The organism is Prauserella aidingensis (genome assembly GCF_024171865.1).
GTDB classification, from domain to species: Bacteria; Actinomycetota; Actinomycetes; order Mycobacteriales; family Pseudonocardiaceae; genus Prauserella; species Prauserella aidingensis.
Map to the genome: position 1 here is coordinate 319,692 of NZ_JAMTCN010000004.1, position 25,779 is coordinate 345,470.

24 protein-coding genes and 3 pseudogenes are annotated in these 25,779 nt (G+C 67.8%); 10 read left to right on the top strand and 17 right to left on the bottom strand.

Annotated elements, in window-relative coordinates:
• The first annotated feature begins 3 nt into the window (after positions 1 to 3).
• Both LY13_RS07480 and LY13_RS07485 read left to right on the top strand, forming a co-directional pair.
• A pseudogene (locus LY13_RS07480) lies at positions 4 to 797 on the top strand (transposase family protein).
• 363 nt (positions 798 to 1,160) lie between these two features.
• Positions 1,161 to 1,319: a hypothetical protein gene (locus tag LY13_RS07485; RefSeq protein WP_253827552.1), complete on the top strand. Its 159-nt coding sequence runs from the start codon at positions 1,161 to 1,163 to the stop codon at positions 1,317 to 1,319.
• A 302-nt stretch (positions 1,320 to 1,621) separates the two neighbouring features.
• On the opposite strand, the gene LY13_RS07490 is transcribed toward LY13_RS07485, so the two are convergent.
• Genes LY13_RS07490 through LY13_RS07505 form a run of 4 tightly spaced genes read right to left on the bottom strand, consistent with a single transcriptional unit; the run spans position 1,622 to position 6,906 of the window.
• Positions 1,622 to 2,098 (bottom strand): (2Fe-2S)-binding protein, encoded by a 477-nt coding sequence (locus tag LY13_RS07490; RefSeq protein ID WP_253827553.1) that lies wholly within the window; start codon positions 2,096 to 2,098, stop codon positions 1,622 to 1,624.
• A 10-nt stretch (positions 2,099 to 2,108) separates the two neighbouring features.
• Positions 2,109 to 4,406 (bottom strand): molybdopterin cofactor-binding domain-containing protein, encoded by a 2,298-nt coding sequence (locus tag LY13_RS07495; RefSeq protein WP_253827554.1) that lies wholly within the window; start codon positions 4,404 to 4,406, stop codon positions 2,109 to 2,111.
• Between the two features lie 6 nt (positions 4,407 to 4,412).
• Positions 4,413 to 5,645 carry an oxygenase MpaB family protein gene (locus LY13_RS07500; protein WP_253827555.1) on the bottom strand — a complete coding sequence of 411 codons (1,233 nt, stop codon included), beginning with the start codon at positions 5,643 to 5,645 and terminating at the stop codon, positions 4,413 to 4,415.
• A 34-nt stretch (positions 5,646 to 5,679) separates the two neighbouring features.
• Entirely contained in the window at positions 5,680 to 6,906 is a 1,227-nt protein-coding gene (locus LY13_RS07505) for an oxygenase MpaB family protein (protein WP_253827556.1), read from the bottom strand.
• A 141-nt stretch (positions 6,907 to 7,047) separates the two neighbouring features.
• On the opposite strand from LY13_RS07505, the gene LY13_RS07510 reads away from it, so the two are divergent.
• Positions 7,048 to 7,734 (top strand): TetR/AcrR family transcriptional regulator, encoded by a 687-nt coding sequence (locus LY13_RS07510; protein WP_308216283.1) that lies wholly within the window; start codon positions 7,048 to 7,050, stop codon positions 7,732 to 7,734.
• Positions 7,735 to 7,829: 95 nt separating this feature from the next.
• Here LY13_RS07510 and LY13_RS07515 read toward each other — a convergent pair whose 3' ends face one another.
• Genes LY13_RS07515 through LY13_RS07545 form a run of 7 tightly spaced genes read right to left on the bottom strand, consistent with a single transcriptional unit; the run spans position 7,830 to position 14,998 of the window.
• On the bottom strand, positions 7,830 to 9,647 hold the full coding sequence (locus LY13_RS07515; RefSeq protein ID WP_253827557.1) for a bifunctional sugar phosphate isomerase/epimerase/4-hydroxyphenylpyruvate dioxygenase family protein: 1,818 nt from the start codon (positions 9,645 to 9,647) through the stop codon (positions 7,830 to 7,832).
• Complete coding sequence (locus LY13_RS07520; protein WP_253827558.1) at positions 9,632 to 10,693, bottom strand: Gfo/Idh/MocA family protein; 1,062 nt, start codon at positions 10,691 to 10,693, stop codon at positions 9,632 to 9,634. The genes LY13_RS07515 and LY13_RS07520 overlap by 16 nt, the downstream gene beginning before the upstream one ends.
• Positions 10,690 to 11,115, bottom strand: a complete 426-nt coding sequence (gene aroQ / locus LY13_RS07525; protein WP_253827559.1) for a type II 3-dehydroquinate dehydratase — start codon at positions 11,113 to 11,115, stop codon at positions 10,690 to 10,692. Before aroQ ends, LY13_RS07520 begins: the two co-directional genes overlap by 4 nt.
• Positions 11,116 to 11,163: 48 nt before the next feature.
• Positions 11,164 to 12,186 (bottom strand): DctP family TRAP transporter solute-binding subunit, encoded by a 1,023-nt coding sequence (locus LY13_RS07530; RefSeq protein ID WP_253827560.1) that lies wholly within the window; start codon positions 12,184 to 12,186, stop codon positions 11,164 to 11,166.
• Between the two features lie 31 nt (positions 12,187 to 12,217).
• Positions 12,218 to 13,492 carry a TRAP transporter large permease gene (locus LY13_RS07535; RefSeq protein WP_253827561.1) on the bottom strand — a complete coding sequence of 425 codons (1,275 nt, stop codon included), beginning with the start codon at positions 13,490 to 13,492 and terminating at the stop codon, positions 12,218 to 12,220.
• Positions 13,489 to 14,004 carry a TRAP transporter small permease gene (locus LY13_RS07540; RefSeq protein WP_253827562.1) on the bottom strand — a complete coding sequence of 172 codons (516 nt, stop codon included), beginning with the start codon at positions 14,002 to 14,004 and terminating at the stop codon, positions 13,489 to 13,491. Before LY13_RS07540 ends, LY13_RS07535 begins: the two co-directional genes overlap by 4 nt.
• Positions 13,997 to 14,998: a zinc-dependent alcohol dehydrogenase gene (locus LY13_RS07545; protein WP_253827563.1), complete on the bottom strand. Its 1,002-nt coding sequence runs from the start codon at positions 14,996 to 14,998 to the stop codon at positions 13,997 to 13,999. Before LY13_RS07545 ends, LY13_RS07540 begins: the two co-directional genes overlap by 8 nt.
• Positions 14,999 to 15,140: 142 nt before the next feature.
• On the opposite strand from LY13_RS07545, the gene LY13_RS07550 reads away from it, so the two are divergent.
• Positions 15,141 to 16,148: a LacI family DNA-binding transcriptional regulator gene (locus tag LY13_RS07550; protein WP_301298559.1), complete on the top strand. Its 1,008-nt coding sequence runs from the start codon at positions 15,141 to 15,143 to the stop codon at positions 16,146 to 16,148.
• A gap of 526 nt (positions 16,149 to 16,674) precedes the next feature.
• On the opposite strand, the gene LY13_RS07555 is transcribed toward LY13_RS07550, so the two are convergent.
• Complete coding sequence (locus LY13_RS07555) at positions 16,675 to 16,842, bottom strand: hypothetical protein (protein WP_253827565.1); 168 nt, start codon at positions 16,840 to 16,842, stop codon at positions 16,675 to 16,677.
• A gap of 65 nt (positions 16,843 to 16,907) precedes the next feature.
• Here LY13_RS07555 and LY13_RS07560 point away from each other — a divergent pair.
• The 3 genes and pseudogenes from LY13_RS07560 to LY13_RS26145 form a co-directional block, all read left to right on the top strand.
• A pseudogene (locus tag LY13_RS07560) lies at positions 16,908 to 17,442 on the top strand (aldehyde dehydrogenase family protein).
• 33 nt (positions 17,443 to 17,475) lie between these two features.
• Positions 17,476 to 17,901 (top strand): hypothetical protein, encoded by a 426-nt coding sequence (locus LY13_RS26140; RefSeq protein WP_372493784.1) that lies wholly within the window; start codon positions 17,476 to 17,478, stop codon positions 17,899 to 17,901.
• Positions 17,880 to 18,152 (top strand): annotated as a pseudogene (locus LY13_RS26145) (helix-turn-helix domain-containing protein); the annotation flags it as partial. The gene LY13_RS26140 and the pseudogene LY13_RS26145, both read left to right, overlap by 22 nt.
• On the opposite strand, the gene LY13_RS07565 reads toward LY13_RS26145, so the two are convergent.
• The 4 genes from LY13_RS07565 to LY13_RS07580 form a co-directional block, all read right to left on the bottom strand.
• Positions 18,041 to 18,547 carry an SCO family protein gene (locus LY13_RS07565; protein ID WP_308216284.1) on the bottom strand — a complete coding sequence of 169 codons (507 nt, stop codon included), beginning with the start codon at positions 18,545 to 18,547 and terminating at the stop codon, positions 18,041 to 18,043. The pseudogene LY13_RS26145 and the gene LY13_RS07565 overlap by 112 nt on opposite strands.
• Entirely contained in the window at positions 18,544 to 20,076 is a 1,533-nt protein-coding gene (locus LY13_RS07570) for a linalool dehydratase/isomerase domain-containing protein (protein WP_253827567.1), read from the bottom strand. The genes LY13_RS07565 and LY13_RS07570 overlap by 4 nt, the downstream gene beginning before the upstream one ends.
• A gap of 564 nt (positions 20,077 to 20,640) precedes the next feature.
• Positions 20,641 to 21,162 (bottom strand): hypothetical protein, encoded by a 522-nt coding sequence (locus LY13_RS07575; RefSeq protein ID WP_253827568.1) that lies wholly within the window; start codon positions 21,160 to 21,162, stop codon positions 20,641 to 20,643.
• A gap of 248 nt (positions 21,163 to 21,410) precedes the next feature.
• On the bottom strand, positions 21,411 to 22,079 hold the full coding sequence (locus LY13_RS07580; RefSeq protein WP_253827569.1) for a TetR/AcrR family transcriptional regulator: 669 nt from the start codon (positions 22,077 to 22,079) through the stop codon (positions 21,411 to 21,413).
• Between the two features lie 121 nt (positions 22,080 to 22,200).
• Here LY13_RS07580 and LY13_RS07585 point away from each other — a divergent pair, with 121 nt between their 5' ends.
• The 3 genes from LY13_RS07585 to LY13_RS07595 all read left to right on the top strand — a co-directional run bounded on the left by LY13_RS07585 (position 22,201) and on the right by LY13_RS07595 (position 25,464).
• Positions 22,201 to 23,685 carry an MFS transporter gene (locus tag LY13_RS07585; RefSeq protein WP_253827596.1) on the top strand — a complete coding sequence of 495 codons (1,485 nt, stop codon included), beginning with the start codon at positions 22,201 to 22,203 and terminating at the stop codon, positions 23,683 to 23,685.
• A gap of 46 nt (positions 23,686 to 23,731) precedes the next feature.
• Entirely contained in the window at positions 23,732 to 24,943 is a 1,212-nt protein-coding gene (locus LY13_RS07590) for an FAD-dependent monooxygenase (RefSeq protein WP_253827570.1), read from the top strand.
• 119 nt (positions 24,944 to 25,062) lie between these two features.
• A complete protein-coding gene (locus LY13_RS07595; RefSeq protein WP_253827571.1) occupies positions 25,063 to 25,464 on the top strand; it encodes a hypothetical protein in 402 nt (133 codons plus the stop codon).
• A gap of 50 nt (positions 25,465 to 25,514) precedes the next feature.
• On the opposite strand, the gene LY13_RS07600 is transcribed toward LY13_RS07595, so the two are convergent.
• The coding region (locus tag LY13_RS07600; RefSeq protein ID WP_253827572.1) for a transposase family protein at positions 25,515 to 25,779 on the bottom strand (265 nt) is incomplete at its 5' end.

Genomic DNA, 25,779 nt, shown 5'->3' on the forward strand with positions numbered 1-25,779 from the left:
GGGGTGCTTTCTTACCCGTCGGGGATGTCGGTGTCCAATCGCGCGTTGAACATGCTGGCCGAAGCGTTACGGCAGGAACGACGAACACGCCAAACCCGCTGGAGAAGGCTGCAAGCGGGCCAGCAAGCACTGCTCGTGCTGGCCTACCTGCGCAAAGGTGACACCTACGCGGACCCGGCGACCGGGTTCGGTATCGGTGTGACCACTGTGTTCCGCTATATCCGTGAAGCCCTGGGCGTCCTGTCCGCCCGCGCGAGAAGCCTGGACGAAGCGAGCACCGTCGCGGCGCGGACAGCGTTCGTCACCATCGACGGGACCTGTTGCGGATCGATCGGGTCGGGATGGCCATCGGTCGAGATCGCCCGTACTACTCAGGAAGACACCAAAGACACGGCGTGAACGTGCAGGTCATCGCCGACCCAGCAGGTAGGCTGATCTGGGCCTCACCCGCGTTGCCCGGCGCCCGCCATGACATGGGCGCCGCCCGGCAACACGGCCTCATCGACGCCCTGACCACCGCCGGCATCCGGGTCGCTGCCGACAGCGCCTATCGCGGCGCGGGCACGAATGTCGAACTCCCGCAACGCCGCCGAACACGCCAGGACACACTCGATGACCGTCCTCGCCTGTCCGCGAACCAGAAGGCCGTCAACCTCGCGCACGCCCGGCTACGCGGACCCGGTGAACGCGCGAACGCCCAACTCAAGAGCTGGAAGATCCTCCGCCGCATCCGAGGACGCCCACACCACGCGACCCTGCTCGTCAACGCGGTACAGACCCTCATCCACGCAAGCTGAACCCAAGTGAAAAAGGCTCATTGGCGAAGTACTCGACGTCCAGTCCGACCGCGGGACCCTTTGCTCGAGATACTCCCGGAACGGGATCACGCCGCCGGCATCGATCGGATGACTGGCCGGAAAGCTGTCGCCGATCCGGAGCACCGCAGTCCCGTCATCGGCAGTGTGCGGCCCCGCCTGACCGCAACCGGCGAGGACACTTGCGAGCGCGACCGCCAGCGACGCCGCAGCCCATCGGCGTCGGCGTCGGCGTCGGCGGAAAGAGGGACTGATCATCATTGAACACCCCTATTTACGTGAGGAAGTACGTAAATGCGTAACCGTCCTGCTGCGCTCCTGGGAGGGACTCGAGGGGCAATCCGGATGTCGGTCATGTGGGCCGGCAACGACCGCGCCGTCGCCAACATGGCCGTCGGCCCCCACGTCGAAATCGTCGACATCATCGCGAACGGTGAGGCCCACGAGGCCCGCGAGTTCGTGCGCAACCACATGGACGAGGCCGCAGCCAACCTGGTGAGCTGACGTCGGCAACTCGATCCGGCCCACCGTCGCCCGGTTCGAGGTCGACCACGCGCAGTGCGGTCAGGACCGCGATGACGGCTGCAAAAAGGAGGCGCGCCAACAGGTCCACGACGGTCGCGAATGACAGCCACCACGCTAGAGGTTCGCCAAGTGGATGGTGGGCCGACGATGAGGACGAACACGAACAACTCTCGATCGGTCCCCACGTGCGCCTCGGACAGATAACGAATGCCCTTGTCGACACCCAGGGCCGAGCTGTTCAGCCGGTCGGCCGGATGCCCCGAGCCGACAGGCTGCCAAACTCAGCCGTCGGTCGCTGCGGCGCTGATCGCTGCACGGATCCGGGGATAGGTGCCGCAGCGGCAGATGTTGCGCAAGCTGTCGAGGTCGGCGTCGGTGACGGCGCGGCCCTCCGACTGCACGCGCCGGACGAGGGCGACCGCAGCCATGATCTGGCCGGGTTGGCAGTATCCGCACTGGGCGACGTCGTGGTCCAACCACGCCCGCTGCATCGGGTGCAGGTCCCGGCCTACCGTGGCGGGCAGCCCTTCGATAGTGGTGATCTCGTCGTCGGGTCCGAGGTCGCCGACCGGAACCGCGCAGGGGTTGAACGCCTCGCCGTTGAGGTGACTGGTGCAGGCCTTGCATACGTTGATGCCGCAGCCGTACTTCGGGCCGGTGATGCCGAGGATATCGCGTAACACCCACAGCAGCCGGACGTCGTCGGCGACGTCGACGGTCACCTGCTCGCCGTTGACGCGGAAGGTGTGATCGGGCACGTGGACTCCTTCACCAGGCGTGGTCCCTGCCGTCGGTCGGTGACTGCGGGACGGGCGGAACGGTCGGCTTCGGCTCGAACGACAACGTGGCGTGATTGATGGGAAAGCTGGTCGGCAGGGTCCCGGTCGCGCGGCGATAGGCACAGGCCACGGCCGAGACCGAGGCCGCCACGCCGAGTTCGCCGGCGCCGCCCGGCTCGTCGCTGCTGTCGGGCAGCACGATGATGCGCACCTCCGGCGGGGTGTTCCACTGCCGCGTGTAGAAGTAGTTGTCCCAGCTGGCCTCGAGGAAATGACCGTCGCGCAGATGCAGGCTGGACGTCAGCGCCAGCGCGATGCCGTCGTTGATGCAGCTCATCATCTGGGCCTCCAGGCCGCGGGGATTCACGGCGAGTCCGACGTCGACGGCGAACACGACCTTCGTCACGCGCGGTCCCGCGACCGCGTTGCGGATGGGCCGTTCGACCGTCTCCCTTCGGCAGTCCAGTTCGACCAGGCATGCGCTGACGGCCTTGTACTCGGCGTGAAAGGCGATGCCCTGGGCCAGGCCGTGGGGCATCGGCCGCCCCCAGTCGCCCGCTTCGGCGACCTTCTCCAGAGCCTTCCGGGACCGGTCGTCTCGCAGGAATGCCCGCCGTAGCTCGTAAGGATCCCGGTCCATCCTCGTGGCGAGTTCGTCGACCATGAGTTCCCGTGCGCACGTCACGTCCGGGGAGTACACGTTGCGCATGCTGCCGGTGTTGAAACCCTTGTCCGTTTCGGACAGCAATCGGCTGTTGAAGCCGAAGTCGTACGACATGGTCTGCGACAATTGGAAGAATGTCTCCGCGAACCCGATGTCCCCGACCGGAAGCCGTGCCGCCGTGGCGGTGATGATCTCGCCGAGCCCGTGCCCGAGATCGGTGGAGACACTCGTGTGCCGCTGGTCGTAGCGCAGCACCGTGTCCCCCTTGTACGAGATGCGGACGCGGGAGGTAGCCATGGGATGGGTCCGGCCCTGTCGGGAATCGTCTGCTCGGTGCCACATCAAGCGGACGGGCTTGCCGAACCGCTGGGAGGCTTCTGCGGCCTCGAGCGCACCGTCGAAGAACAGCTTGCGGCCGAACGACCCGCCGCCCTCGGTGACGTGGACGGTCACCGCACGCTGCGGAAGCCCCAGTCGCGCCGCAATCGTCTGCTTGGCCACGATGGGCGATTTCAACGACGACCAGATCTCGGCCCGGTCGGCACGGACGTCCGCGATCGCACAGTTGGGCTCGAGTGCACTGTTGCTACGGAAGTAGAACGTGAACGTCTCGTCCACCGTGTCGGTCAGCGGCGGTTTCGGGACCAGCGGCAGCTCCGCTGCCCGCAGCTCCTCACGAACGTCGTCGTCGGACTTGCCCTCAGCCGTGCCGGGCCGCCACGACACGCGGAGCGCACTCACCGCGTCGATGCACTGACCGAAGGTCTCGCCGCGCACCGCCACGCCGGTGGAGATCTGCGCGACGTCGGTGATGCCCGGCATCGCGCGCACCTCGGCGGCGTTGGCGACCGACCCCACCTCGCCGTTGACGGTCGGCGGGCGGCACACCATCGTCGGCAGCGCGTTGGGGATGTGGAGATCGAGGGCGAACTTCTTCTGCCCGGTCACGGCTTCCAGCGCATCAATCCTGCTACGCGGTGTTCCGATCACCGTGAACGACTCCCGTTCACGCAGCTCCACGGCCACGTTCTCGACGCGGGCACTTGATGCCTTCGCCGCGAGCTTTCCGATGTCCACCCCGTTGCGACCGGGAGTTGACACGGTCCCGCCGTCGAGGGTGATGCGCGCGGCCGGCACGCTGAAGTCCGCCGCGGCGGCGTCGAGCAGCCTCGTGCGGGCCACCGCCGCGGCGACCCGGACCGGGGTGTAGGTCGAGAAGGTCGTGTTGGAACCACCGGTAAGCTGGTTGAACACCAACTCGGGCCGCGCATCGGCCAACGTGACACGCACCCGTTCGATCGGCACGCCGAGCTCCTCGGCGATCAGCATGGCCGTCGACGTCGTCACCCCCTGACCGACCTCGGCCCGAGGCAGAGCGAACGAGACCGAACCGTCGGCGTGGACCTCGACGGAGATGAGATTGGCCGTCGGGGCCGCGGCGACGGTCATCATGTCGTTGAGGTCGACGATCTCGGTGATCTCCGGCGACGGCAGCTGCGCCGGCGCGGGCGGTCGCTGAACGGCCGCCGCCGCACGGGTACGGCCGAGTTCGGCGGCGGCGACCAGAGTCGGCGCCGCCAGCACGTAACCGAGGAACCGCCGCCTGGCGATCGCATCACCCATGACGAATCACCCCGGCCGGTTGTGAGTCGGGATCTCGATTTTCGTCTCCTCGCCCTTGGTGAGGTAGAAGAGGATGTACTTGCGCAGGGCCTCGTCGATGGTCCACGCGACCTCCGGCACCATCGGCAGGGGAACCAGGCCTTCACGGAACTTCACCAGCATCGGCCATGCCTCCGGGATCACCCGGTCCCACACGGGCTCGCGCTGGATGCCGTCCCAGTCCGCTACCCGGTCCCCGACCAGGTAGCGCGCGAGCGCGTTGCACAGCGGACGGCTCAGGCTCAGCGGACTCGTCTGTTCGGCCAGCTGACTGAGCAGGACGTCGGTGAGCTTGACCCCTTCGGGTGTCGGTCCCATGTTCCTGGCCAGGATTTGGTCCGACTGCGCGTACGCGGCATCCCAGGTAGCGGGGATGTACTCGTCGGCGATGCCGAGCATGTGTGCGGTGACCTGCCACGAGTGCAGGTACGCCTCCGCGTCCTCATCGGGGATCGGCACCTCCGATTCGCGCATCTTCCGCATCGCGAAGGTCGGCAGCGTGTGCCAGGTGACGAGCATGTCCTCCTGGCTGATCGGGATCTCCTCCTCCGCGCCGTTGCGCCAATGCGGGGACTGCGGCAGCAGATGCCGGACCGCGGCGTGTACGAGGCGGGTCTTCACGCACTCCACCACGCACGTGCCTTGCGGTCGATAGGCATCGAGCGAACCGACCGCGAAACCGAACAGGCTCGTCTTGGCCACGCGATCCTCCATGTCCGCGCCGCCCACCGAGTAGTACACGGCGCGAGCCTCCTTGGGGATCGCCGTCGCGAGGATGCCGCCGCCGGGCCCGTTGCACAGGTTGAGGTAGATTCCGCGGCTCTTGTTGAACTCCGCCGCACGCTCCAGCTTGGCGTGGTCGGCCCAGTCGGGAAGCCGGCGGGCGTGCTCCATGAAATCCCGCAGGTCCGATGGCAACCCGCGCGGCAACGGCTGCTCGTTACGTTCCCAGTCCCACAGCAGCTCGTTGATCTTGCCGATGACGCCGCGGTTGAACAGCGACTCGAGCAACGGGTCGGCCTCACTGTCCCACACCCAGTGCGGGTCGGTCCCGTTTCCGGCGCCCGCCACCGAGCGATTCGGCGACCAGTTCCATCCCACCATGGCCCGTGCCTGTGCGGGCGAGGCCGCCACGATTGCTCCGAGCGCGGCCAGCCCGCCGCCCGATATCAGTGCCCGCCGCCTACTGAGTTCGGTCATGAATTCCAGCTCCTCTCCGTAATGCTCGCGTAGCTCAGGACGGGCGGTTGCCCTGTGGGATCTCGATGCTGATCGGATAGTCGGCCTCGGACAGATACAGCAGGACGATCTGCCGGATGAGTTCATCGAAGAGCCAGTACGTCTCGTCCGACCCGGGGAAGTTGAGGCCGAACTCCCGTGCGGCGATGAACGGCGGCCAGAACGTCTCGATCATCGGGCCGAATACTGGTTCCCTGTCGATGTCCAGCCAGTCCGCGACCCGATCGCCGAGCGTGTAACGCGTGAATGCGCCGAGCAACGGCTTACTCAGCACACTTCCGTCCAATTCGGACCCTAGTTCCAACAGGATCCGCGCCAGGTCTCGACCTTCCGGCGTGGGCGCCAGGATGGGATCCAAGACTTGCTCGGCCTGACGGTCAGCCTCGTGCCACGACGCCGGGATGTACTCGTCCCGCACCCCGAGCATGTGCGCCGTGACCTGCCACGAGTGCAGGTATGCCTCGGCGTCGTCGTCGGAGATCGGGATCTCCCACTCACGCATCTTCTGCATGACCGTAGTGGCAAGACTGTGCCAGGTGACCATGATGTCGGCCTGGCTGATGGGAATCTCTTCGGGAGCGGCCTGGTTCCACTGTGGAGACTGCGGCAGCAGGTGCCGGACCGCCGAGTGCACCATGCGTGTCTTCACGCAGGTGATGGTCATCTCCCCGCCAGGGGCATAGGCGTTGTGGGTTCCGATGTCGTAGCCGAGCTTTGCGGTCTTGGAGATACGATCCTTCATGTTCGCGCCGCCGTAGGAATAATAGACAGCGCGCGCCTCCTTGGGGATGACGGTGCTCATCATTCCGCTCGCCATGGCGTACAACACGCCCAGGTACAGTCCGCGCCGCTTGGTGAAGGCGAAGGACTGTTCCAGCTTCTCGTGATCCACCCACGACGGCAGCGTGCGGGCTCTTTCCATCAGTTCACGCACGTCGGCGGGAAGCCCGGTCGGCAGCTGTTGATCGTTCGTGGTCCAGGTACGAAGCAGCTCGTTGACCCGCGAGACATCACCGCGGTCGAGTAACGACGAGACAACTCGGTCGGCCTCCGGATCCCACACCGTGCGGGGATCAGCACCCGCACCGGTTCCCGCCACCGAGCCCGCCGGTGACCACGTCCACAGCGCTCGCGCCTGCGCGGGCGCCGCGACTCCGAGCGCGCCCAACGCCCCCAGTGTCCCGCCTGCGACCAGCGCCTTTCGTCTGCTGAGTTCTTCCATGATCCGCACTCCTCGTTGAGTTGCCGATGACCGGACAGATACCGTGCTGCATTGATACGATGAAACAGCGATCGACTCTGTGTATCATGAGAGCATAAGAGGGCCCAGAACACCAGACCTGTCATCGCCGAAAGGAGATCTGTGGGACCAGCACTTCCCGGCGCGACCACTCCCGACGTCGACCGCGCCGAATCACTGCTCGAACGCGTTTTCAACGTGGAACCCGAGCACGAAGCCGACGACGATGCGGCCACCACACGTGTGCTCGACGCCGCCTACGAACAGTTCTGCCGCACGGGCATCCGCCGCTCGACGATGGATGACGTCGCACGTCGAGCCGGCGTCTCGCGGATCACCGTGTACCGCCGCTTCTCGACGAAGGACGCACTGGTCGAGCATGTGGTCCGGCGCGAATTCCGCCGCTACTTCGACCAGTTCCTGCTCGACATCAAGCCCGCGCGCGACGCCGCCGAACGGGTCGAGTTGGGTTTCGCCAGTGCGCTGCGCTCGATCCGGCACAACCCCCTCATCGGCGGCCTCATGGACGTCGAGCCGGATGTCGTCGTACCGTCACTGATCGGCGACGACGGCAGGACCATGGCGACCGTCTCCCGCTTCGTGGCCGACCGACTCCGCGCCGAACAGCGCGCGGGCACCGTGTCGGACGAGGTCGACGTGGACTTGGCGGCCGAGCTGATGGTGCGTGTGTCGGCATCGTTCCTCGTCACCCCGAGTGGACTCATCGACCTGGACGATGACGATCAGGTTCGCGCGGTCGCACGCCGGTTCCTCGTCCCCATGCTTTCTCCTCCGGACGTGGCGACATAGCCGGACGGCCGCTCACGAAGGGGCCGGCCGCGTCCGTGGGCAGACGGGGGGGGTTGCCCACGCCCCGACGACTCGTCAGGTTTCCCTCGGCCGGCCTATCGGGCCTGCCGCGCCGCTCGGTGAGCGGCCATCCGGACGGGCGCGTTCGCGACGCCGTAGCCGTCGTAGCCGCCGACCCGCTGCACCACCTCGAAGAACACCCTGTCCCCCAGCACCTCGGTGTGGAAGTGGAAGAACTCGCCGTCGTCGTCGCGGTCGTAGAGCACCTGGCACTCGCGCAGGGCGGCCAGCAGGTCGGGGTCGAGCTCCATGCGCGCCTCGAGGTCGTCGTAGTAGTTGTCGGGAATCGGCAGCAGCGGTGCCCCGCGCGCTCGCATCGCCCGTGCGCTGGCGAAGATGTCGTCGCTGGCGAACGCGATGTGCTGCGGATCGGGCACGCCCGGCGCCCAGTCACCGCGACGCAGGACCGTGCCGTGCAGCGCTATGCGCACCAGGCCGCGGGCATCGGTCAGAGCCCGACTGCGCACGAGCCCGAACGGTGCGGCGAACTCGGCGTCGTGCCGGGGTTCCAGCCCGAGCACCGAGCGATAGAACAGCGTCGCCTCGTCGAAGTAGTCGAACGGCTGCGCCAGTGCGACATGGTCGATATGGCCGAGCCCGCCCAGCGCGTGCGAACTCGCTCCGGTCAGGATGAAGTCGGACATCCACCCGTCCTCGGCGGCGGCCGTCCGGCAGAAGAATACGGAGGTGCCGTCGGGCGCGGCGACGACGCTCAGGTCGGCCTCGGCGGGCCCGCGGGTGCGGGGAACCTTCGGCGCCAGGAACGCCTCGGCCCGCGCGGCGGACGCCGCCGGATCGACCGTGTCGACGGCGAGCGCACTGACGGCGGTGGCCTGGTCCGTGCCGGAGTTGAGCAGAACCCGGGCGTTGCCCTGTTGCCAGAGCTGGACCGGCTTGGACCGGTGCTTGCCGACGTGCGCGAAGCCCATCGCGGCGAGTGCCCGCGCCACCTGGTGGTCGGAGGCCGAGCTGACGGCCAGTTCGGTGAAGGCGTAGCCGGTGAGTTCCGGTGGGCTCGGCGGCGCCGGCTCCCGCCCGAGTGATTCCCCCAACGCGACCAGCGAGCGCATGGCGTCGACCGCGGCGCGACCCGGCGCGGCCTGCCGGTACACGTCGTTGAACACCTCCAGCGACAGCGGGCCGTCGTAACCCGCGGCCAGCACGGCCGAGGTGAAAGCGGCCAGGTCGAACGAGCCCTGTCCGGGAAACAGCCGATGGTGTCGGCTCCACTGCAACACGTCCATGTTCAGGTGTGGCGCGTCGGCGAGCTGCAGGAAGAACAGTTTGTCGGCCGGGATCTGCGCGATTCCGTCGATGCTCGTGCCGCCACTCTGCGCGCGGGACAACACGTGGAAGCTGTCCAAGCACAGTCCGAGCGCAGGGTGGTCCGCACGCCGCACGACCTCCCACGAGCGCTCCCAGGTGTCGACCACGCGCCCCCAAGCCAGCGCTTCGTAGGCGATGCGCATTCCGTGCCCGGCTGCGCGTTCCGCGAGTGCCCGCAACTGCTCGGCGAGCAGCTCGTCGTCGTCCACGGCATCGGCCGAAACCGACGAGCACACCAGCATCGTGTCGGTCCCGAGCCGTCGCATGACGTCGAATTTGCGTTCCGCGCGCCGCAGGTTGCGGCTGACCGTGTCGGGATCGGCGGAGTCGACATCCCGGAACGGCTGGTACAGGTCGACCGACAGGCCCAGCCGGTCGCAGTGCGCCCGCACCTGCTCCGGCGACCAGGGCGAGGCGATCAGGTCGTTCTCGAAGACCTCGACACCGCCGAAACCCGCCGCGGCTGCCGCGTTCAGCTTGTCCTCGAGCGTGCCAGACAGACACACCGTCGCTATGCCTTTGTGCATGGTTCAACCTCCGTCAACGGGATGGGCACCGTCGCGGCGGTCCGGGCCGCTTCGGCTACTGCGTGGGTCACGCGCAACGTCCGAAGCCCTTCCCGGCCGTCGACCAACGGCGCAGTCTCGCCGCGCACCACGGCCCGGAAGTGCGCCAGCTGACGCACGAGTGGATCCGCTCCGGAACGATCCAACACCGACGTCCGGAAGGGCTGCCACCAGGACCGTTCGCCGGCGAAGACCCGCAATCGCATGGTGGGGATGCCGAGCGAGCCGTCGGTGCCCGCCAACACGTAGCAGTCCTCATCGGGATGGTTCGGGTACGCGGCGTCCTCCGCGGATGTCTGTTCCCAGCTGTGCGGCGCGGCCGCGGTGTCGGAGAGCAGGAACACCCCGAGGGCGCCCGTATCGAATCGGAGCGTGACCGCCGCGGTGTCCTCGACGTCGAACCCGCGGACCGCGTTCGACGCCACGGCCTGTACCTCGGTGATCTCCCCGCACAGCGCGCGCAGGTTGTCGATCTCGTGGACGAGGTTGATCAGGATCGGCCCGCCGCCGGCCGTGCTCCGCCACGGCGCGTTCTCGAAGTAGCCGTCCGGCTTGCGGAACAACGCGCTCCCCTGGACGGCGACGAGCCTGCCGAGCACACCGGTCCGGACGACTTCGGCCGCCGCCGCCACGATCGGGCTGTGCCGGCGGTGGTGGCCGACCAGCAACGGCACGCCCGCCGCCTCCGCCGCCTCCACCATCGACACGGCCTCGGCGGGCGAGTCGGCGAGGGGCTTCTCCACGAGTACCGGGACCCGTGCCTCAACACAGTGCAGCACGTGCTCGGCGTGCAGCCGGTTCGGCGATGCGACGATCACCGCGTCGGGCCGGACCGCCGCCAGCATTTCCGGAACGCCGGCGTACCCCGGCACCCCGTGCCCGTCGCGTGCCGCAGGGTCGGGGTCCACCACGGACACGAGTTCGCTGGCGACGTCGGAACGGACCAGTGCGATGTGACGCCGTCCGATGAGGCCGGCGCCCACGACGGCGATGCGCACCCGGGTCATCGCGAGGCCAGCCAGCGCAGCGCGAGCGTGTAGCCGGCCACGCCGCAGCCGATGATCGACGCGGTGGCGATCGGGCTGATGTAGGAGTGTGTCCGGAACGGCTCCCGCGCGTGGACGTTCGTCAGGTGCACCTCGACCAGTGGCGCGTCGAGCATCGCGCACGCGTCCCGTAGGGCGACCGACGTGTGGGTCCACGCTGCCGGGTTCAGCACGACCGCGGCACCGTCGTCGGCGGCCTCGTGCACCCAGGCGAGCATCTCGTGCTCGGCGTCGGTCTGCCGTACGTCCACGTCGAGACCGAGCTCGGCCGCCAGGGTGCGGCACGACGCGACCAGCTCGTCGTACCCGGTACTGCCGTACTTCTCGGGCTCGCGGCGGCCGAGCCGTCCGAGGTTGGGGCCGTTGAGCACCCGTACCCGCATGTCCGTCCCCTCTCCGATGAGTGTCCCGGCTGGTGTATTTCGCGCCGGCTATCGGGCCGAGCTCTGCACCTGCTCGTAGAGCTTCGCCTGCTCACCGGAGAGCGTGCGCTCGAAGTGCTGCTGCGCCCGCTCGGCGAACGCGTCGCGGTTCACGTCGTCCACGACCGTCACCGTGCCCTCGGACTTCCACTGCTCGAGAATCTTCTTCTCCTCGTCCTCGATGCAGGTGCGGTTCTTGGCGCGGGTCTCGTGCACGGACGTCTCGAGCGCATCCTGCTGCTCGGTCGAGAGCTGCTGCCAGCTCTCCTCGTTGACAACGATCAGCTGGGAACCGGTCTGGTGACCGGACAACGAGACGTGGCTCTGCACCTCGTCGAAGCTCTGATCCGCGATCGTCGGAATCGGGTTCTCCTGGCCGTCGATGATGCCCTGCTGCAGGCCGACGTAGACCTCCTCGAACGCGACCGCGGTCGCGTTCGCCCCGACCGCCTTGGCGTTCTCCAGGTAGATCGGCGAGTCCGCGTAGCGCATCCGGAGTCCCTCGAGGTCCGCCGGCTCGCGGATCGGCCGGTTCGCAGTGAAGTGCCGCATTCCGAAGAACCAGCCGTCGAGGATGCGGGTGCCGGTGGCCTTCGCGAAGTCGTCCTTCAGTTGCTGGCCCTGCTGACTGTCGAGGAACTCGAACAACTGGTCCGGACCGTCGAACGCATACGCCATGTCGAGCACGCCGATCGGCGGGTAGCTGGCCGCGAGCGCCGACGAACCCTGCACGTCGATGTCCACGTCACCGGACTTCACGGAGTTGAAACGCTCGGCGTCGTCGCCGAGCTGACTGTTCGGGAACGTCTCGATGGTGAGCCCGCTGTCCTGCCCGTTGATCGTGTCGGCCACGGCCTGGATCCCGCAGCGGGTGTGCGGGTGCTGCGTAGGGTAGCTGTTGGCGAACGACAACGTGGCGGTGCCGTTCCCTCCGTCGTTGTCACCGCCGCCCATGGCGGTGCAGCCGCCCGCGAGCATTGTGACGAGAGTGAGCGCGAGAGCGCGCCTGCTGTTGGTTGACCTTGTCGGCATCATTGCCTCCTGGGTGTGTGTCATCTACGGGTCAGAGACCGAGTACCTGCGGCAGGAACGTGGCCACCGACGGCACGAACGTGAGCAGCAGGAGCACGGCGACCAACGGGACGAGGAACGGTGCGGTGCCGCGGAACACCTCGTGCACGGGCATCCTCGTGACGGGGCTGAGGACGTACAGCACGGCGCCGATGGGCGGGGTCAGCAAGCCGATCATCAGGTTGACGATCGTGAGGACCCCGAAGTGCAGCGGGTTCACGCCGAACTCGGCGGCGATCGGCAGCAGGATCGGCACGGTGATCACCAGCACCGACGTGCCCTCCAGCACCGCGCCGAGCACGATGAGCAAGACGTTGACCATGAGCAGGAAGACGACCTGGCTGTCGGTGAACCCGAGCATCCAGTCGGCGACCGCTCCGGGCACCTGCTCCCGGGCCAGGATCCAGGCCAGCAGACCGGAGGCACCGATGATCAGCGTGATCGACGCCGTGGTCGCCGCGGTGTCGCGCAGGATCCCGCCGAGATCCCGCAGCCGCACCGCGCGATAGCACAGACCGAGCACGAGCACGTACGTCGCGCCGACGGCCGCGGCCTCGGTCGGCGTGAAGAACCCGCCGAGGATGCCGCCCAGGATGATCACCGGACAGAGCAACGGAGCCAGCACCCGCGTCGTCGCGCGACGCAGCCGGGCCCAGTCGAACGGCTGCGACTGCAGATCGTGCTGGCGGCGGACCCACACGAACACCGCGATCGCGAGCCCACTGGCCATCAGGAAAGCAGGCAGCACCGACGCCGCGAACAACGCACCGGTGGAGACCGCGGCGATCGATGCGTAGATCACGGCCGGGATGCTCGGCGGCATCACCGGGCCGATCAGACTGGACGCGGCGGTGATGCCCACGGAGAACCGTTTCGAGTAGCCCTTGCGGACTATGGCGGGGACCTCGACCTTGCCGAGTCCGGCCGCGTCCGCCAGCGCGGAGCCGCTCATCCAGGAGAAGCCGAGACTCACACCGATGTTGACGTAGCCGAGGCTGCCTTTGACGCGCCCGATGAGCGCGAGCGCGAAGTCGAACATCCGATCCGCGATTCCCGCGTGGTTGGCGATCACGCCGAGCAGGATGAACAGCGGAACCGCCAGCAGCGGGAAGCTGTCAATGGCACCCGTGAGCTCACGGGTACTCAGGCCGACCGACTGCCCGTTGAAGGTGACGTAGCTCAGACACGGCCCCAGGAGGGCGAACGCGACGGGCACGCGCAACGCGAGCAGGACGGCGATTCCGGCGGCCAACAGCACCATGCTCATGCCTGCGACTCCTCTCCAACGGCCCGAGGGGGAAGGAACACGGCCACGACCGACCGCAGGGCGGTGAGCAGAAACCCGACGAGCGGGATGACGTAGAACCAGCGAATGGGAATACCGAGTGCCGGCGAGACCTGCGAACTGTCGTCGGTCACCAGCACGAACGCCTCGTAGGCGAGGTTCAGGCACACGATCGCGACCATGATGTTCGCGAAGAGGAACACCAGCCTGCGGGTGAGACCGCGTGTCACGGTGTCGATGACCTTCAGCGTGACGTGCCCGTCCCGCTCCATCAGGTATCCCGCCATCGCGAAGGTCAACCAGACGAGGCTGAAGCGGGCCAGCTCACCGGACCCGACCCAACCGCCGGTGGGCAGATACCGCTGCAACGCCTGACCGAGCATCAGCACCAGGATCGTGGCGAGCAGCAGCCCTCCCACGGCGGACTCCACAGTGGACAACCAGCGCAGCGGGGCGGGCCGTGACCGTGCTGCCGTCCCGTCCTGTTCAGCCATGCCGGTCCTCCTGCCAGACCGTCAGATCGATCCATGACTTACCCGGCGCGGAACGTGCCTGCGCGAAGGCCTCCGACGCCTGCGCCGGTCCCGCCGCTCGCTGGAGCACCTCCCCCGGTACGATGAGGCCGTCACCGACGGCCGCGACCGTGTCGGCGAAGTCGCCTGGATGGTCGTAGATCAGCGAGCCGCGGATCACCAACTGCCGTCTCGCCAGCTCCGTTGTGGACATCGAGACCGCATCGCCGCCCATCCCGACCATCACGATCGAGCCCGTGGCCGCCACTGCCTGCAGTGCGATGGCCCAGGTGCGCTCGTTGCCTGCCGTGTCGACCACCACGGGAAAACCACGCACGTCGTGCGGGTCGGCGCGCTTGGCGCCGAGCCGTTCGGCGAGCGCCAGCCGCCCGGGGTGGGGTTCGGTGACGAAGGCGCGCACCCCGTGTGCCAGCAGCGCCTGACACAGCAACAGGCCCTGCGAGCCTGCTCCGATCACCAGGCATTCGTCGCCGGCCTCGACACCGGAACGCCGCACGGCGGCCCTCGCGACGGCGAGCGGTTCGAGGCAGGCCAGGGTCTCGTCGGACACCGACTCGGGCACCGACCGGGCGAAGCGCGCCGGGACGGCGACCCGTTCGGCCAGCAGGCCAGGCACGTTCATGCCGACGATCCCGCGGTCCGGGCAGGCCGACGTCCGGCCCGCCAGGCACGCCGCGCATGCGAGGCAGGGATAGTTCGGCTCGACGACGACCCGCTGGCCGACATGGCGGTCGGTCACGCCGGCGCCCACGGCGACGATCTCGCCGCCACCCTCGTGTCCCATCACCCACGGTAAGGCGGGGACGGGGCGGTGACCTTCGTACACACCGAGGTCGGAGCCACACAGCCCGACGGCGCGGATGCCCACCAGGACCTCGCCGACGCCCGGCTGCGGGTCCGGCCGGTCGTGCACGACCTCGACCCTGCCGGGAGCGGTCAGGACGATTGCCCTCATCGACGGTGTTCCTCTCGACGCTGAGATCCGGGTGAAGTGGGGACCGACGATAAGCGGATGGCAAAATCGACTGCAAGCGGTTGCCAAACTTTGCCAAAACTATCTAGGATCACCGTGTGTTCAACGTCTTGAGGGCCCGCTGATGGAACCAACCGACCGGAAGTGGCCGACCATTTACGACGTGGCCAGGGAAGCGGGCGTGGCAACCTCGACGGTGTCGCGAGCGCTGACCAATCCCGGCCGTGTCAACGCACGAACCCGGGACCGCGTCGTCGAGGTCGCCCAGCGGCTCGGCTACCGCACCAATCCGCTCGCGCAGGCCTTGCCGTCCGGGCGCACGCGGACGGTGGCGCTGTGCGTCTCGGACATCACGAATCCGCACTTCTTCGGCATCATCCGGGGAGCGGAGCAGCAGGCCCGCGCCGCGGGGTGCACCCTCATCCTGTCGGACACCGAGGAATCACCGGATCTCGAGGCCGCGAACATCGAGCGGCTCAGTGGATCGGTGGACGGTTTCGTGATCGCGGCGAGCCGGATGTCCGATCAGCAGATCGGCGAGCTGACCGGCCGCCATCGGCTCACGCTGATCAGCCGTCAGGTCAGCGGCGTGCCGAGCACGATCGTCGACCATGAGGACGGCACCCGGCAGATCATCGAACACCTTGCGTCTCTCGGACACCGCTCGGTGGTCTACGCGGCCGGCCCGCGGCGCTCCTGGCTGGCGGCGAAACGGTGGCACGCGATCAGGACGATCGCCCGGAAGCTCGGCCTCGCCGCCACGCGACTGGGCCCGTTCCCACCCGCCGTGCGAGGCGGAGCCGCGGCGGCCGACGCCACCCTCGGCCAGGGAGCCACCGCAGTGATCGCGCACAACGACCTGCTCGCCATCGGGATGCTGCGACGCTTCAGCGACCGGGCCGTGCACGTGCCCGGCGCCATCAGTGTCGTGGGCTACGACGACATCTTCGGTGCCGATTTCTGTTCCCCGCCGCTGACGACCCTCGCCGGCCAGTTCGACGAAGCGGGCAGGCTTGCGATCGACCTGCTCCTCGGCACACGGGACGGGACACGGCCGCCACAGGCCGAGAATCAGGTGGTGCTGCCGTCGCACCTGGTCGTACGCGGTTCCACCGGCCCCGCACCGTCCTGACGATGTCGGACGCTCCGGTTCTCACCGCCGGCCTGCACAGCCGGGGACCAGGCGCGGAGTCCCTTGCTCTTCACACACCGAAGAGCAACAACCCTGCCGTTTTTCCTGGTGGTGGGCCGGGTCGGACTTGAACCGACGGCCAAAGGATTATGAGGCACCCGACAGCCGTCGCACAGCACGCTCACCAGCGGAAACATTCGAATGAGACGTCACGGCGGGTGCGAACGAGGCACTACGAGGAACCGTTTCGCACCCAAATTCGCACCCAGGGCCGAGACCGGGCGCCCGCATCGAGATCGGCGACCGACCCGTCGCGAACGCTCCGGGGCCAGCGCAGCTCGGCCCCGGGGAAAGATCGGCGGTGTCGACGGACGACTGAACCCTGACGTACGGCCGAACCCTCCGTCACTGATGACTCAGCCGCACGCCGCAATGATGCCCAGGGAGATTCACGACGTGGAGGCCACCACTCCACGAAGCACCGGCAGTCGCCTCCCGTCCAGCCTGCCGCCGACGAACGGCCGGGTCAGAACACCACGACAGGCTTGACGACCCGGCCGGATTCCGAATCAGCGAACGCGGTGTTGATCTCGTCCAGCGAGTAGGTTTGCACCAGCTCGTCGAACGAGAAACGTCCCTGGCAGGTGGGCGAACACCTGGTCTCGCATCCCGACGTCGCCAAGGTCGCGCTCACCGGCTCGACCGCCACCGGCCGCGCGGTCCCGCGCGGCCGGTGGCGACCGACTCATCCACGCCACCCTGGAGCTCGGCGGCAAATCACCACCGGTCGTCTTCCCCGACGCGGATCTCTCGGCCGCCGCCAACGGTCTCGTCGCCAGCGGCTTCGCCGCGACCGGACGAACCTGCATGGCCGGATCCAGACTGATCCGCCACGCCGACGTGCACGCCGAGCTCACCCGACTGGTCGCGGAGCGCCAGCCAGCTCATGCTCGGCGACCCCAACGAACCCGCGACCGAAATGGGTCCGGTCGCTAACGCAGCCCAGTACGAGAAGGTGAGCGGATACCTCGACCGGGCGAAAGCAGAAGGGGGCGTCGTCGCACCCGACGTTCCCTCGGTGGCTACAAGACCTCGGGGCTCGGGCGCGAGAACGGCATCGACTCCCTTTGACCCCTATCTGGAGTACAAGTCCGTCTGGGTCGAGCTCACCGGCAGCACCAGAGACCCCTTCACACTCGGCTCTAACCCGTCACCGTCCGTAATCCATCGGAATTGGGCCGAGGCTTGCAGGGAACACCTCGGGGCCGAGGTCGCCAGCATCATCTGGCGATGATCGTCCGCTACGCCTCTCCCCGAATGGACCCTAATGCGGGAGAGACTCTCGTGCGCACCGCCGAGCAGACTGCTCGAGCGGTCGGCGCTGTCGCCAGTAGTCGTCCAGCCGTCGCGGAACACTGTCTGGCTGTGGGCATCGGCAACGAGTGCGCCGGATGGCGCCGCGCTCACCGCCACCAAGGCCACCCTGGGCAAGAAGGGACAGCGGCTGGCTGCCGGAGCGGTCCGTTTCGGGCTGGCCGGGTTGCGGCAGAGTCATCGCGACGCGCGCTTCGCCGACCGCCCGTCGCCATCCGGCGACGACCGAGCCCCGGTCGTTCTCTACCAGGACGTGGGACCTCGCTGGGTTTCTCGGCGCCGATCTGGAACCGGCGCAGCGGTTCGTACGGGACCACCTCGCGGAGCTGAACGGGCGAACCCCGCAAAACCCTCGTCGGCCACTTCCGTGCCGACATGAGCCTCATCGGCGCCGCCGGACCACTCCATGTCCACCGCAACACCATGGCCTACCGACCCCAGCGTAGCGAGAAGATCCTGGGCAGCCCCGTGACGGACCGAGCACTGGAGCTGCAATGTGCACTGCACCTCGTCGAGCACTACGGCGCCCCAGTCTTCGCAAGGATGGTCCGCAATGAGACGGTCATCTCGGCCTCCGTGATGGAATCGAGGAAGTGCGCGGCGTACTTCCCCTCCGGCGACAGCAGGTAGGTGATCGCGGTGTGCGGTACGGAATACCCGTCCGGGTCGGTCGGGTCGTACTTTCGCCGGGCGAAGACCCGGAACTCCTGCTTGGCCTGTTCGACAGCGTCGACAGAGCCCGTGAGCCCCGTGTAGCGCGGGTAGGGTCGGAGGAACTCGCGGAGCACGTCCGGGGTGTCGCGTTCAGGGTCGACACTGATGTAAAGCGGCTGCAGTCGGTCAGCCGTCTCACCGAGCTCGTCGAGTACGGAGGACAGCCTGCGCAGCGCCCTCGGGCAGACGACCTTGCAGTGTGTGAAGCCGAAGAACACCAGCTGCCACCGGCCCTGGTAAGTATTCTCGGTCACCGGCCGACCGTCGTGGTCGACCAGGGAAAAGGACGGTTGGTCAAGGCTCGTCATCATCGGTCCTGCCTGAAGGTGAAGGTGTGCGGGTTCTCGGTGCAGGACAGCACCACTTGGTCGCCGTTGATGTGAACGGTCTTCGCGAACGGTCCGGGCTCCGGGGTGACCGTTATGCCGTCGATGCGGGCGACGGGCTGCTCGTCGGCCAATACGGTCCAGCGGCCCCGGCCAGCCACGTGGCTGATCGTGACCGTTCCCTCGCCTGGCACAGCACGGGTGCGCTGGAGTCGCGCGTAGAGCACGCCGTCGACGACTTCGGCCTGGCTGACGTCGATGTCGCGTTCGACGGCCGTCAGCACGGGCTGGTCGGAGCGGGAGCTATCCCGCCGGCTGTTGTACAGGCCCCACATCCCGTCCGGCACGTTGAGCCGAGCGTAGCCCAGGAGTACGTTGCCGGCCATCGGCTCGACCAGGGTGACGTTTCCGTCGTCATCGGTGACCGTGTCGTTGCGGGGGTAGTACAGGCCGCCGTCGCGCCATGTCGGCTGCATGAACCGGTCGGCGTGGGCGAGAAGACCCTCAAGTGTGCGCTCGTCGCCCATCTCGGACGCCCACACGGTCACCCAGCCGAAATCGCATGAGTCATTGTCACTTTGCCTCCCCGCCGCCTCCATCGGCGGTGACGGTGTCACAGACAACGTGTCGTCCGGGCCGGGGCGGAGGAACCCCGCGACCTGGCGGGGGTAGTTCGCGTGGACGAAGTCGCGGTTCCACATGTTCATGAGGGTTCCGCACCACGCGTCCGCCCACGGCGCGGGAGCCGCGTTGGGGAGCACGGTCTTCGAGTCTTCAAGGACCAGCATGCTGTAGTGGCCGTTCTCGTCCAGCTTGCCGAAGTCGGCCCATGCCCGCTCGTACCCGGCGGTCACTTCGTCGGCACGATTCCCACCGGTGATCAGGTCGTGCAGACGGAAACCCAGGATCGCGGGCTGGTTGCAGATCTGGAACACGCAGTTCGGTTCGCAGGCCACGCCCAGGTAGCCGTTCTGGACCATTTGCCAGTAGATGTGGTCGTTGAGCGTTTCCCGGTCGTACTCGAATCGCTTCGCCTCTCCACCCCAGAAGAACGACCAGTGCTCAAGCGCCAGGGAGCCGGGGGCCGCGTAGCGGTCACTGTCGAAGAGATGATCGTGCAGAAGTGCCATCGACTGGACGTATGCGCTGTACATGATGTTGTCGCGCACCACGGGGTCCCACTCCTCGTGCAACGAATCCGACAGGTGGGCGTTGAATGGCGCTCCGCCCTGACTGGTGTCCCGCCAGTACATCCAGACCTCGGGCAGGAGGATCTTGTCGATCAGCCGCTGCATCGTCGGCTGGAACAAGCCCGGAGCGGCGGGAAGCCGGTGGAGATGAGTCACCGCCAGCGCGTAGGTCATATAGGCGAGCTGGAAGCGGTACCCGCCGAAATCGTCCTGTCCCGTCGCCTTGCCCTGCATCAGAGACCAGTCGTTGGTCTGCTGGCGGGACAGATTGTCGAAGTGCCGCAGGTGACCGATCTGCTCCGCGGTCAGTAGTTTCTCCGTCATGAGCTTTCGCTCCTTCGCGGATGAGGGATTCGTGGAGTTGATGCATCACATGGTTTTTCAGGTCCGCAGGTCATGGCCGCACTGCACGGGGCGCACTCACCTGCACCCGCCGGAATGGGCATGGCAGCCCTGAAAACAAGCGGAGACAGTAGCTCCACTTAGGGCGCCCACTCTACACGACCCGGAGATGCCATCTCCGCTTAGGAGGAGAGGTGCCGCCGATCGCCGCACCCATCCACCCCCGCCCGGCGCACTCACCGCTCCGGCCGAACCGGCACAATGAACCTCCCCCTCGCCAAGCCACTTCGCCCACACGGACAACGAGGCGGCGCCGAAGAGGCGACGGCGATGTTCAGTACTGCCCTTCGAAACATCCCGTCGGCACGGTCCAGCGCCGGCCAGCACACATCGCTCCCGTATCACCCCTGGGGGGCACCGGGGTGCGGGCGAACCCGACGCGGGCAGTCCTCGTACCCCCTCGACTGGCGGCTGGCACCGCGGTGACACGCTTTCCGCCCAGGCCGAGGAAAGCCAGATGCAGACTTCGGCAGCACGTGCGTCCTGTCAGTGCCCAGCGGTCGCCTTCACCAGGGCCACTCCCACGCCGATGATCGCGTCCAAAAGGCCCGCCACCACGGCCGGCGGGACGCCGCCTCCCATGCGCAGCCCACCCAAGCAGCCCCACAGAAAGAGCGAGACGACTCCCAACCCCGCCGCCGTCAGCGAGGCGGAGTGCAGGGGCAGCACGTCGAGGGCGGACAGCCCGATCAGCACCGCCGGCCCCACGGCACAGGACAGCAGCGGGCTGCTGACGTACAGCATGCGGCGCAGTTCGAAGCCGGTGGCACGGTGACGGTGGACAGTGCGATGCGCCTGCTGGTCGACCACGAACGCCGCGAGCCACAACCCCAGGGCGGTCGTCAGGACGGTGGCAGTGGCACCGAGTGCGCTCACGCCGCTGAAGGACAGGCCGACCACCACAGAGATCATCGTGATGGTCGCGTAGATGCGCTCCTTCAGGCGGTCCGCCACGGCCTCGGCCACCGTGGCAGCCGGCGGATCCTCTCGTTGATCATCGTCCACCATCCGCTGCCCCTCACTTGTTGCGGAACGCAGGCCACGCACCCGTGCTCATCCGCCGTGCACGGCGCCCCGAGCACGCTCACCAGCATGCCTCGGGCCGCGCCTCGGAGCCGGCAGCTACGAGCGCGTGGCCTGGCGTTTCGGACCATGACGGACAGGCAGACGGCCGCGACGCGGCGGAGAAGAAGCGCCGGAGCGACGAAGCCCGGCATGGGCCATCGGGCGGTCGAACGACAGATACCCCGTGCCGCCTACGGCGCGGCCCGGTCGAACTCCTCCTGACTGAGGGCCGGTTGAGGCAGGGCGGTGGGGCGCTCGCGACTCGTTCGGAGCGCGTCGAGGATGAGGGTGAGATAGCGCTGCCACATGTCCTGCGAGACGGCTTTGGTGCGCTGTGTCGCTGCTCCGAGCATGATCTGAATGAGGGGAAAGTCGGTCACCTCGATGTCGTCACGCAGTGAGCCGTGCCGCTGGGCACGCTCGAGGACGGCGTTGATCGCGGGTGTGAGGCGGTCGCGGGCGGCGGCGACCCGGTCCTTGCCGTGGCTGCCCACCAGGAGGACCTCTCGCAGCCCCCGGTCCTCGGCGAAGTCCTGTCCGGCCGCGGTGAAGAAGTGGACGAGCCCGTCCCAGGGATCCTCGCGGGTGAGCGCCTCTTCGGCGAGCTCGATGACGCGTTGGATCTCCTTGTCGAAGATCGCTTCGACAAGTTCCTCGCGATTAGCGAAGCGCCGATAGATCGTGCCCACGCCGACGCCCGCGTGATGGGCGATGTCGTCAAGGGTGACCTCGATGCCTCGCTGCGCGAACACTTCCTGAGCTGCGGTGATGATGCGCTGGCGGTTGCGCTCGGCGTCCGCGCGAAGGGGGCGGCCCGACGCATCGGCAGCGGGCGGCGAGGGAGAGGTCCTGCGGCTCATGCCCCCACTATAGACAGCCATCCGGAGAAAATGTCTCCGCTTAGTGCTACGGTGGTCCAAACGTAAATGGAGATGATTCCTCCACTTCTCTGTGTGTGTGGAGACTGCTGTGACCGCCGTCATGAACGAAGTCGGCCCGCCGCGGCCCGATGAGCCCGCGGACCGGCATCACGGCCGCCGTTGGGTGATCCTCGCGGTGATCGCGATAGCCCAGCTGATGGTGGTGCTGGACGCCACGATCGTGAACATCGCCCTGCCGTCCGCCCAGGCCGACCTGGGCTTCTCCAACGACAACCGGCAGTGGGTCGTGACCGCCTACTCGCTGGCCTTCGGCAGCCTGCTGCTGATCGGCGGGCGTATCGCTGACCTCATCGGCCGCAAGACCACCCTGATCATCGGCCTCGTCGGCTTCGCCATAGCCTCCGCGCTGGCCGGCGCGGCAGCCGACTTCGAAGTCCTGGTCGCCGGGCGGGCGCTCCAGGGAGTCTTCGGTGCCCTGCTGGCCCCGACCGCGCTGGCCCTGCTGACCACGACGTTCACCGACGCCAAGGAACGGGCGGCTGCCTTCGGCATCTTCGGTGCGGTCGCCGGCGCGGGCGGCGGTATCGGCCTCCTGCTGGGTGGCGTACTCACCGAGCACCTCGACTGGCGCTGGTGCCTGTACGTGAACCTGATCTTCGCCGCCATTGCCCTGGTCGGCGCGCTGGTCCTCCTGCCGCGCCACCGCCGCGAGAAGAGCGTCAAGATCGACCTCCCCGGCACGGTCACCGTCACGGCCGGTCTGTTCGCCCTGGTCTACGGATTCGCGAACGCCGAACACGACGGCTGGAGTTCAGTCGGCACCTGGGGGTTCCTGGCCGCCGGCGTCGTCCTGATCGCGGTATTCGCCTGGCTCCAGACCCGAGTCGCACACCCGCTGCTGTTGCTGCGAATCCTGCTCGACCGCAACCGCGGCGCCGCCTCCATCGGGATGTTCATCTCCGCCGCCGGCATGTTCGGCATCAACCTCTTCCTGACCTACTACCTGCAGCAGAGCCTGCACTACTCGCCGGTCGAGACCGGTCTGGCGTTCCTGCCCATGGTCGGCGCCGTCATGGTGACCTCGACTCTGGCCACCAACCTGCTCACCCCACGCTTCGGCCCGAAGCCGATCGTCCCGCTCGGCATGGCTTTCGCCGCCGCCGGGATGTTCTGGCTGACCGGGCTGGACGCCTCCTCCACCTACGCGGCACACGTGCTGCCGCCCCTGGTCGTCTTCGGTCTGGGACTGGGCCTGGTCATGGCGCCGTCCATGAGCGCCGCGACCTACGGGATCGACCCGGCCGACGCGGGGGTCGGCTCGGCCAGCGTAAACACGATGCAGCAGGTCGGCGGGTCCATCGGCACCGCGCTGCTCAGCTCGCTGGCCGCCGGCGCCGCCACCTACTTCCTCGCCGGCAAGGACCCCACCCCCGACCTGGTGGCCCAGTCCGCACTGGAGAGCTACTCCACGGCGTTCGGGTGGTCCGCGGCCTTCTTCGCCGCCGGGATGGTCGTCTGCGGGCTCCTCTTCCGCCGCGGCGCCCCGGTCCACGACCCCGACGCCGCCCCCACCGTCCACATGTGACAGCCCCACCAGAAGAACCACGTCCTCACACGAAGGAGCGATTCTCATGAGCAAGCCCCGCGCCCTGATCGTGGGCATGGGCATCGGAGGCCTGGCCACGGCCATGCGCCTGCACGAGATCGGCTGGGAGCCCGTACTCGTCGAACGCGCTCCCGGACGCCGCCCCGCCGGCTACTTCATCGGCCTGTTCGAGACCGGCCGCGCCACCGCGGAACGCATGGGCGTCCTGAACGCCATCGGCAACCGCACCGACCCCGCCGCCGTGACCTACGACATCGACCGGGCAGGCAGCCGCCGGCCCAGCATGGGCTACGGCGACCTGCCCGGAGAGCCCCACCTCATGCTCCGCGGAGACGTCGAGGCCGCCCTCTACGACCGAGTCGTGGACAAGACGGAGATCCGGTACGGCACCTCTCCCGTGGCCATCGACGAACACAGCGACGGTGCGGACGTCACGTTGCGCACCACCCTCGGCGAGAACACCACCGAGACCACCGAACGCTTCGAGCTCGTGGTGGGCGCCGACGGGCTGCGCTCCACCGTGCGCCGCCTCGTCTTCGGGCCGGACTCGGAGTACCTGCGGCCATTCCACCACATCATCGGCGCTGCCCCGCTCAAGGAACCGGTGCCCGGCTTCCGGCACAACGACGGCCTTGTCCTGGCCGAGTCCGGCCGCTCCGCCTGGGTCTTCCCCTTCCGCGACCACCACCCGACGGTGCTGTTCAACTACCGCACGGACGACGAGGACGGCCAGTTCCGCCGCCCGCCCATCGAGTCCCTGCGGCGCGCCTTCGGCCCCGAACCGGCCGGGCTGGTAATGGAGAGCCTCCTGACGCAGTTCGAGGAGGCCGACGACTACCTTTTCGACTCCGTCCACCAGGTGGAGATGCCCACCTGGCACACCGATCGCGTCGTCCTCCTCGGCGACTCCGCCTGGTGCCTCACCCTCTACTCCGGCATGGGCGTCTCCAGCGGACTGTCCGGAGCCGACTTCCTCGGCACCACCCTGCAACGCAACCCCGACAACCTCCCCCGGGCCCTGCGCGAGTACGACCAGAGGCTGCGGCCCTTCATCGCCAACCAGCAGCACCTGGGCCGCACCGAGGGTCTGACGATGTTCGTCCCCCAGAGCCGCCGGGACATAGCGCTCCGCGGCCTCATCCAGAAGCTGACCAGCAATCCGGTCGGCAAGCGGGCGATGAAGACCCTGGTCGCCGGCAAGTTCAAGGCCAAGTCCATCGACATCGCCGCGCCCTGAGCCTCACCCGTGGCCACGACCCCGGCCGGGACGACGCCATCCCACTCCGCGCGTCTGCAAGAGCCGCGGCACCGCCCTCTCCCCCGGACAGCAACAGCTGTCGATCGACAGGAGATGTGATGACCCCGCACCACCCCACGATGATCGACGCCGTCGACATGCTCGCCGCGGATCCGTCCGCAGCCGTGGACTCCTGGTGGTTCGCCGCCAGGCTCCACAGCGACGAGACCGTGTTCTGGATGAAGATCCACACGATGGCGGTACAGGGAGGCTGCCACAGCACTGTCGCCCAGCTGCAGGAACCCGACGGGCACAGCAGCCACAAGCCGACCCCCGAAAACCTTGACGAGGTGACGCTGTCCCCCGGGGCACGCGACGCACGGACCTCGATCCTGGCCGTCCACGGTGACCTGGACGACATCTCGATCTCCGGTTCCACCGACACCGCGTCGGTACAGCTCACCGCGACGTGCCCACACACTCCCAGCACACCAACCGAATATTTGTCAGACACGCCTTAGTACTGCAACGACACTTCGTTATATCTTGACTGAGTTGATCTCAGCGAGTTTCAGGTCGGCCGGTGTTCGAGGTGAGTGAGGGCGAGTGCGGCTTGGATGATGCTGCCGATCTTGCTGGGGCTGGCGGTGATCCGTTGTAAGGTGCGCCAGCGGCCGGTGAGCAGGGCGAATCCGCGTTCGCCGAGGCAGCGCAGCCTGCGTAGCAGGGCGTTGTAGGTGCGGTTGTCGGCATCGAGGACTTGGTTGCCGGGTGGGTGTTTGATCGGGGTGTGCACTCCGATTCCGGTGCCTTCGTAGCCGCCGTCGGCCAGGGTC

Excerpts from the sequence above, each read along its gene's own strand:
- LY13_RS07485 (WP_253827552.1), top strand. The coding sequence starts at position 1,161 with ATGTCGGTCATGTGGGCCGGCAACGACCGCGCCGTCGCCAACATGGCC.
- LY13_RS07495 (WP_253827554.1), bottom strand. The coding sequence starts at position 4,406 with ATGGGTGATGCGATCGCCAGGCGGCGGTTCCTCGGTTACGTGCTGGCG.
- LY13_RS07500 (WP_253827555.1), bottom strand. The coding sequence starts at position 5,645 with ATGACCGAACTCAGTAGGCGGCGGGCACTGATATCGGGCGGCGGGCTG.
- LY13_RS07505 (WP_253827556.1), bottom strand. The coding sequence starts at position 6,906 with ATGGAAGAACTCAGCAGACGAAAGGCGCTGGTCGCAGGCGGGACACTG.
- LY13_RS07515 (WP_253827557.1), bottom strand. The coding sequence starts at position 9,647 with ATGCACAAAGGCATAGCGACGGTGTGTCTGTCTGGCACGCTCGAGGAC.
- LY13_RS07520 (WP_253827558.1), bottom strand. The coding sequence starts at position 10,693 with ATGACCCGGGTGCGCATCGCCGTCGTGGGCGCCGGCCTCATCGGACGG.
- aroQ (WP_253827559.1), bottom strand. The coding sequence starts at position 11,115 with ATGCGGGTACGGGTGCTCAACGGCCCCAACCTCGGACGGCTCGGCCGC.
- LY13_RS07530 (WP_253827560.1), bottom strand. The coding sequence starts at position 12,186 with ATGCCGACAAGGTCAACCAACAGCAGGCGCGCTCTCGCGCTCACTCTC.
- LY13_RS07535 (WP_253827561.1), bottom strand. The coding sequence starts at position 13,492 with ATGAGCATGGTGCTGTTGGCCGCCGGAATCGCCGTCCTGCTCGCGTTG.
- LY13_RS07540 (WP_253827562.1), bottom strand. The coding sequence starts at position 14,004 with ATGGCTGAACAGGACGGGACGGCAGCACGGTCACGGCCCGCCCCGCTG.
- LY13_RS07545 (WP_253827563.1), bottom strand. The coding sequence starts at position 14,998 with ATGAGGGCAATCGTCCTGACCGCTCCCGGCAGGGTCGAGGTCGTGCAC.
- LY13_RS07550 (WP_301298559.1), top strand. The coding sequence starts at position 15,141 with ATGGAACCAACCGACCGGAAGTGGCCGACCATTTACGACGTGGCCAGG.
- LY13_RS26140 (WP_372493784.1), top strand. The coding sequence starts at position 17,476 with ATGCGGGAGAGACTCTCGTGCGCACCGCCGAGCAGACTGCTCGAGCGG.
- LY13_RS07565 (WP_308216284.1), bottom strand. The coding sequence starts at position 18,547 with ATGATGACGAGCCTTGACCAACCGTCCTTTTCCCTGGTCGACCACGAC.
- LY13_RS07570 (WP_253827567.1), bottom strand. The coding sequence starts at position 20,076 with ATGACGGAGAAACTACTGACCGCGGAGCAGATCGGTCACCTGCGGCAC.
- LY13_RS07575 (WP_253827568.1), bottom strand. The coding sequence starts at position 21,162 with ATGGTGGACGATGATCAACGAGAGGATCCGCCGGCTGCCACGGTGGCC.
- LY13_RS07580 (WP_253827569.1), bottom strand. The coding sequence starts at position 22,079 with ATGAGCCGCAGGACCTCTCCCTCGCCGCCCGCTGCCGATGCGTCGGGC.
- LY13_RS07585 (WP_253827596.1), top strand. The coding sequence starts at position 22,201 with ATGAACGAAGTCGGCCCGCCGCGGCCCGATGAGCCCGCGGACCGGCAT.
- LY13_RS07590 (WP_253827570.1), top strand. The coding sequence starts at position 23,732 with ATGAGCAAGCCCCGCGCCCTGATCGTGGGCATGGGCATCGGAGGCCTG.
- LY13_RS07595 (WP_253827571.1), top strand. The coding sequence starts at position 25,063 with ATGACCCCGCACCACCCCACGATGATCGACGCCGTCGACATGCTCGCC.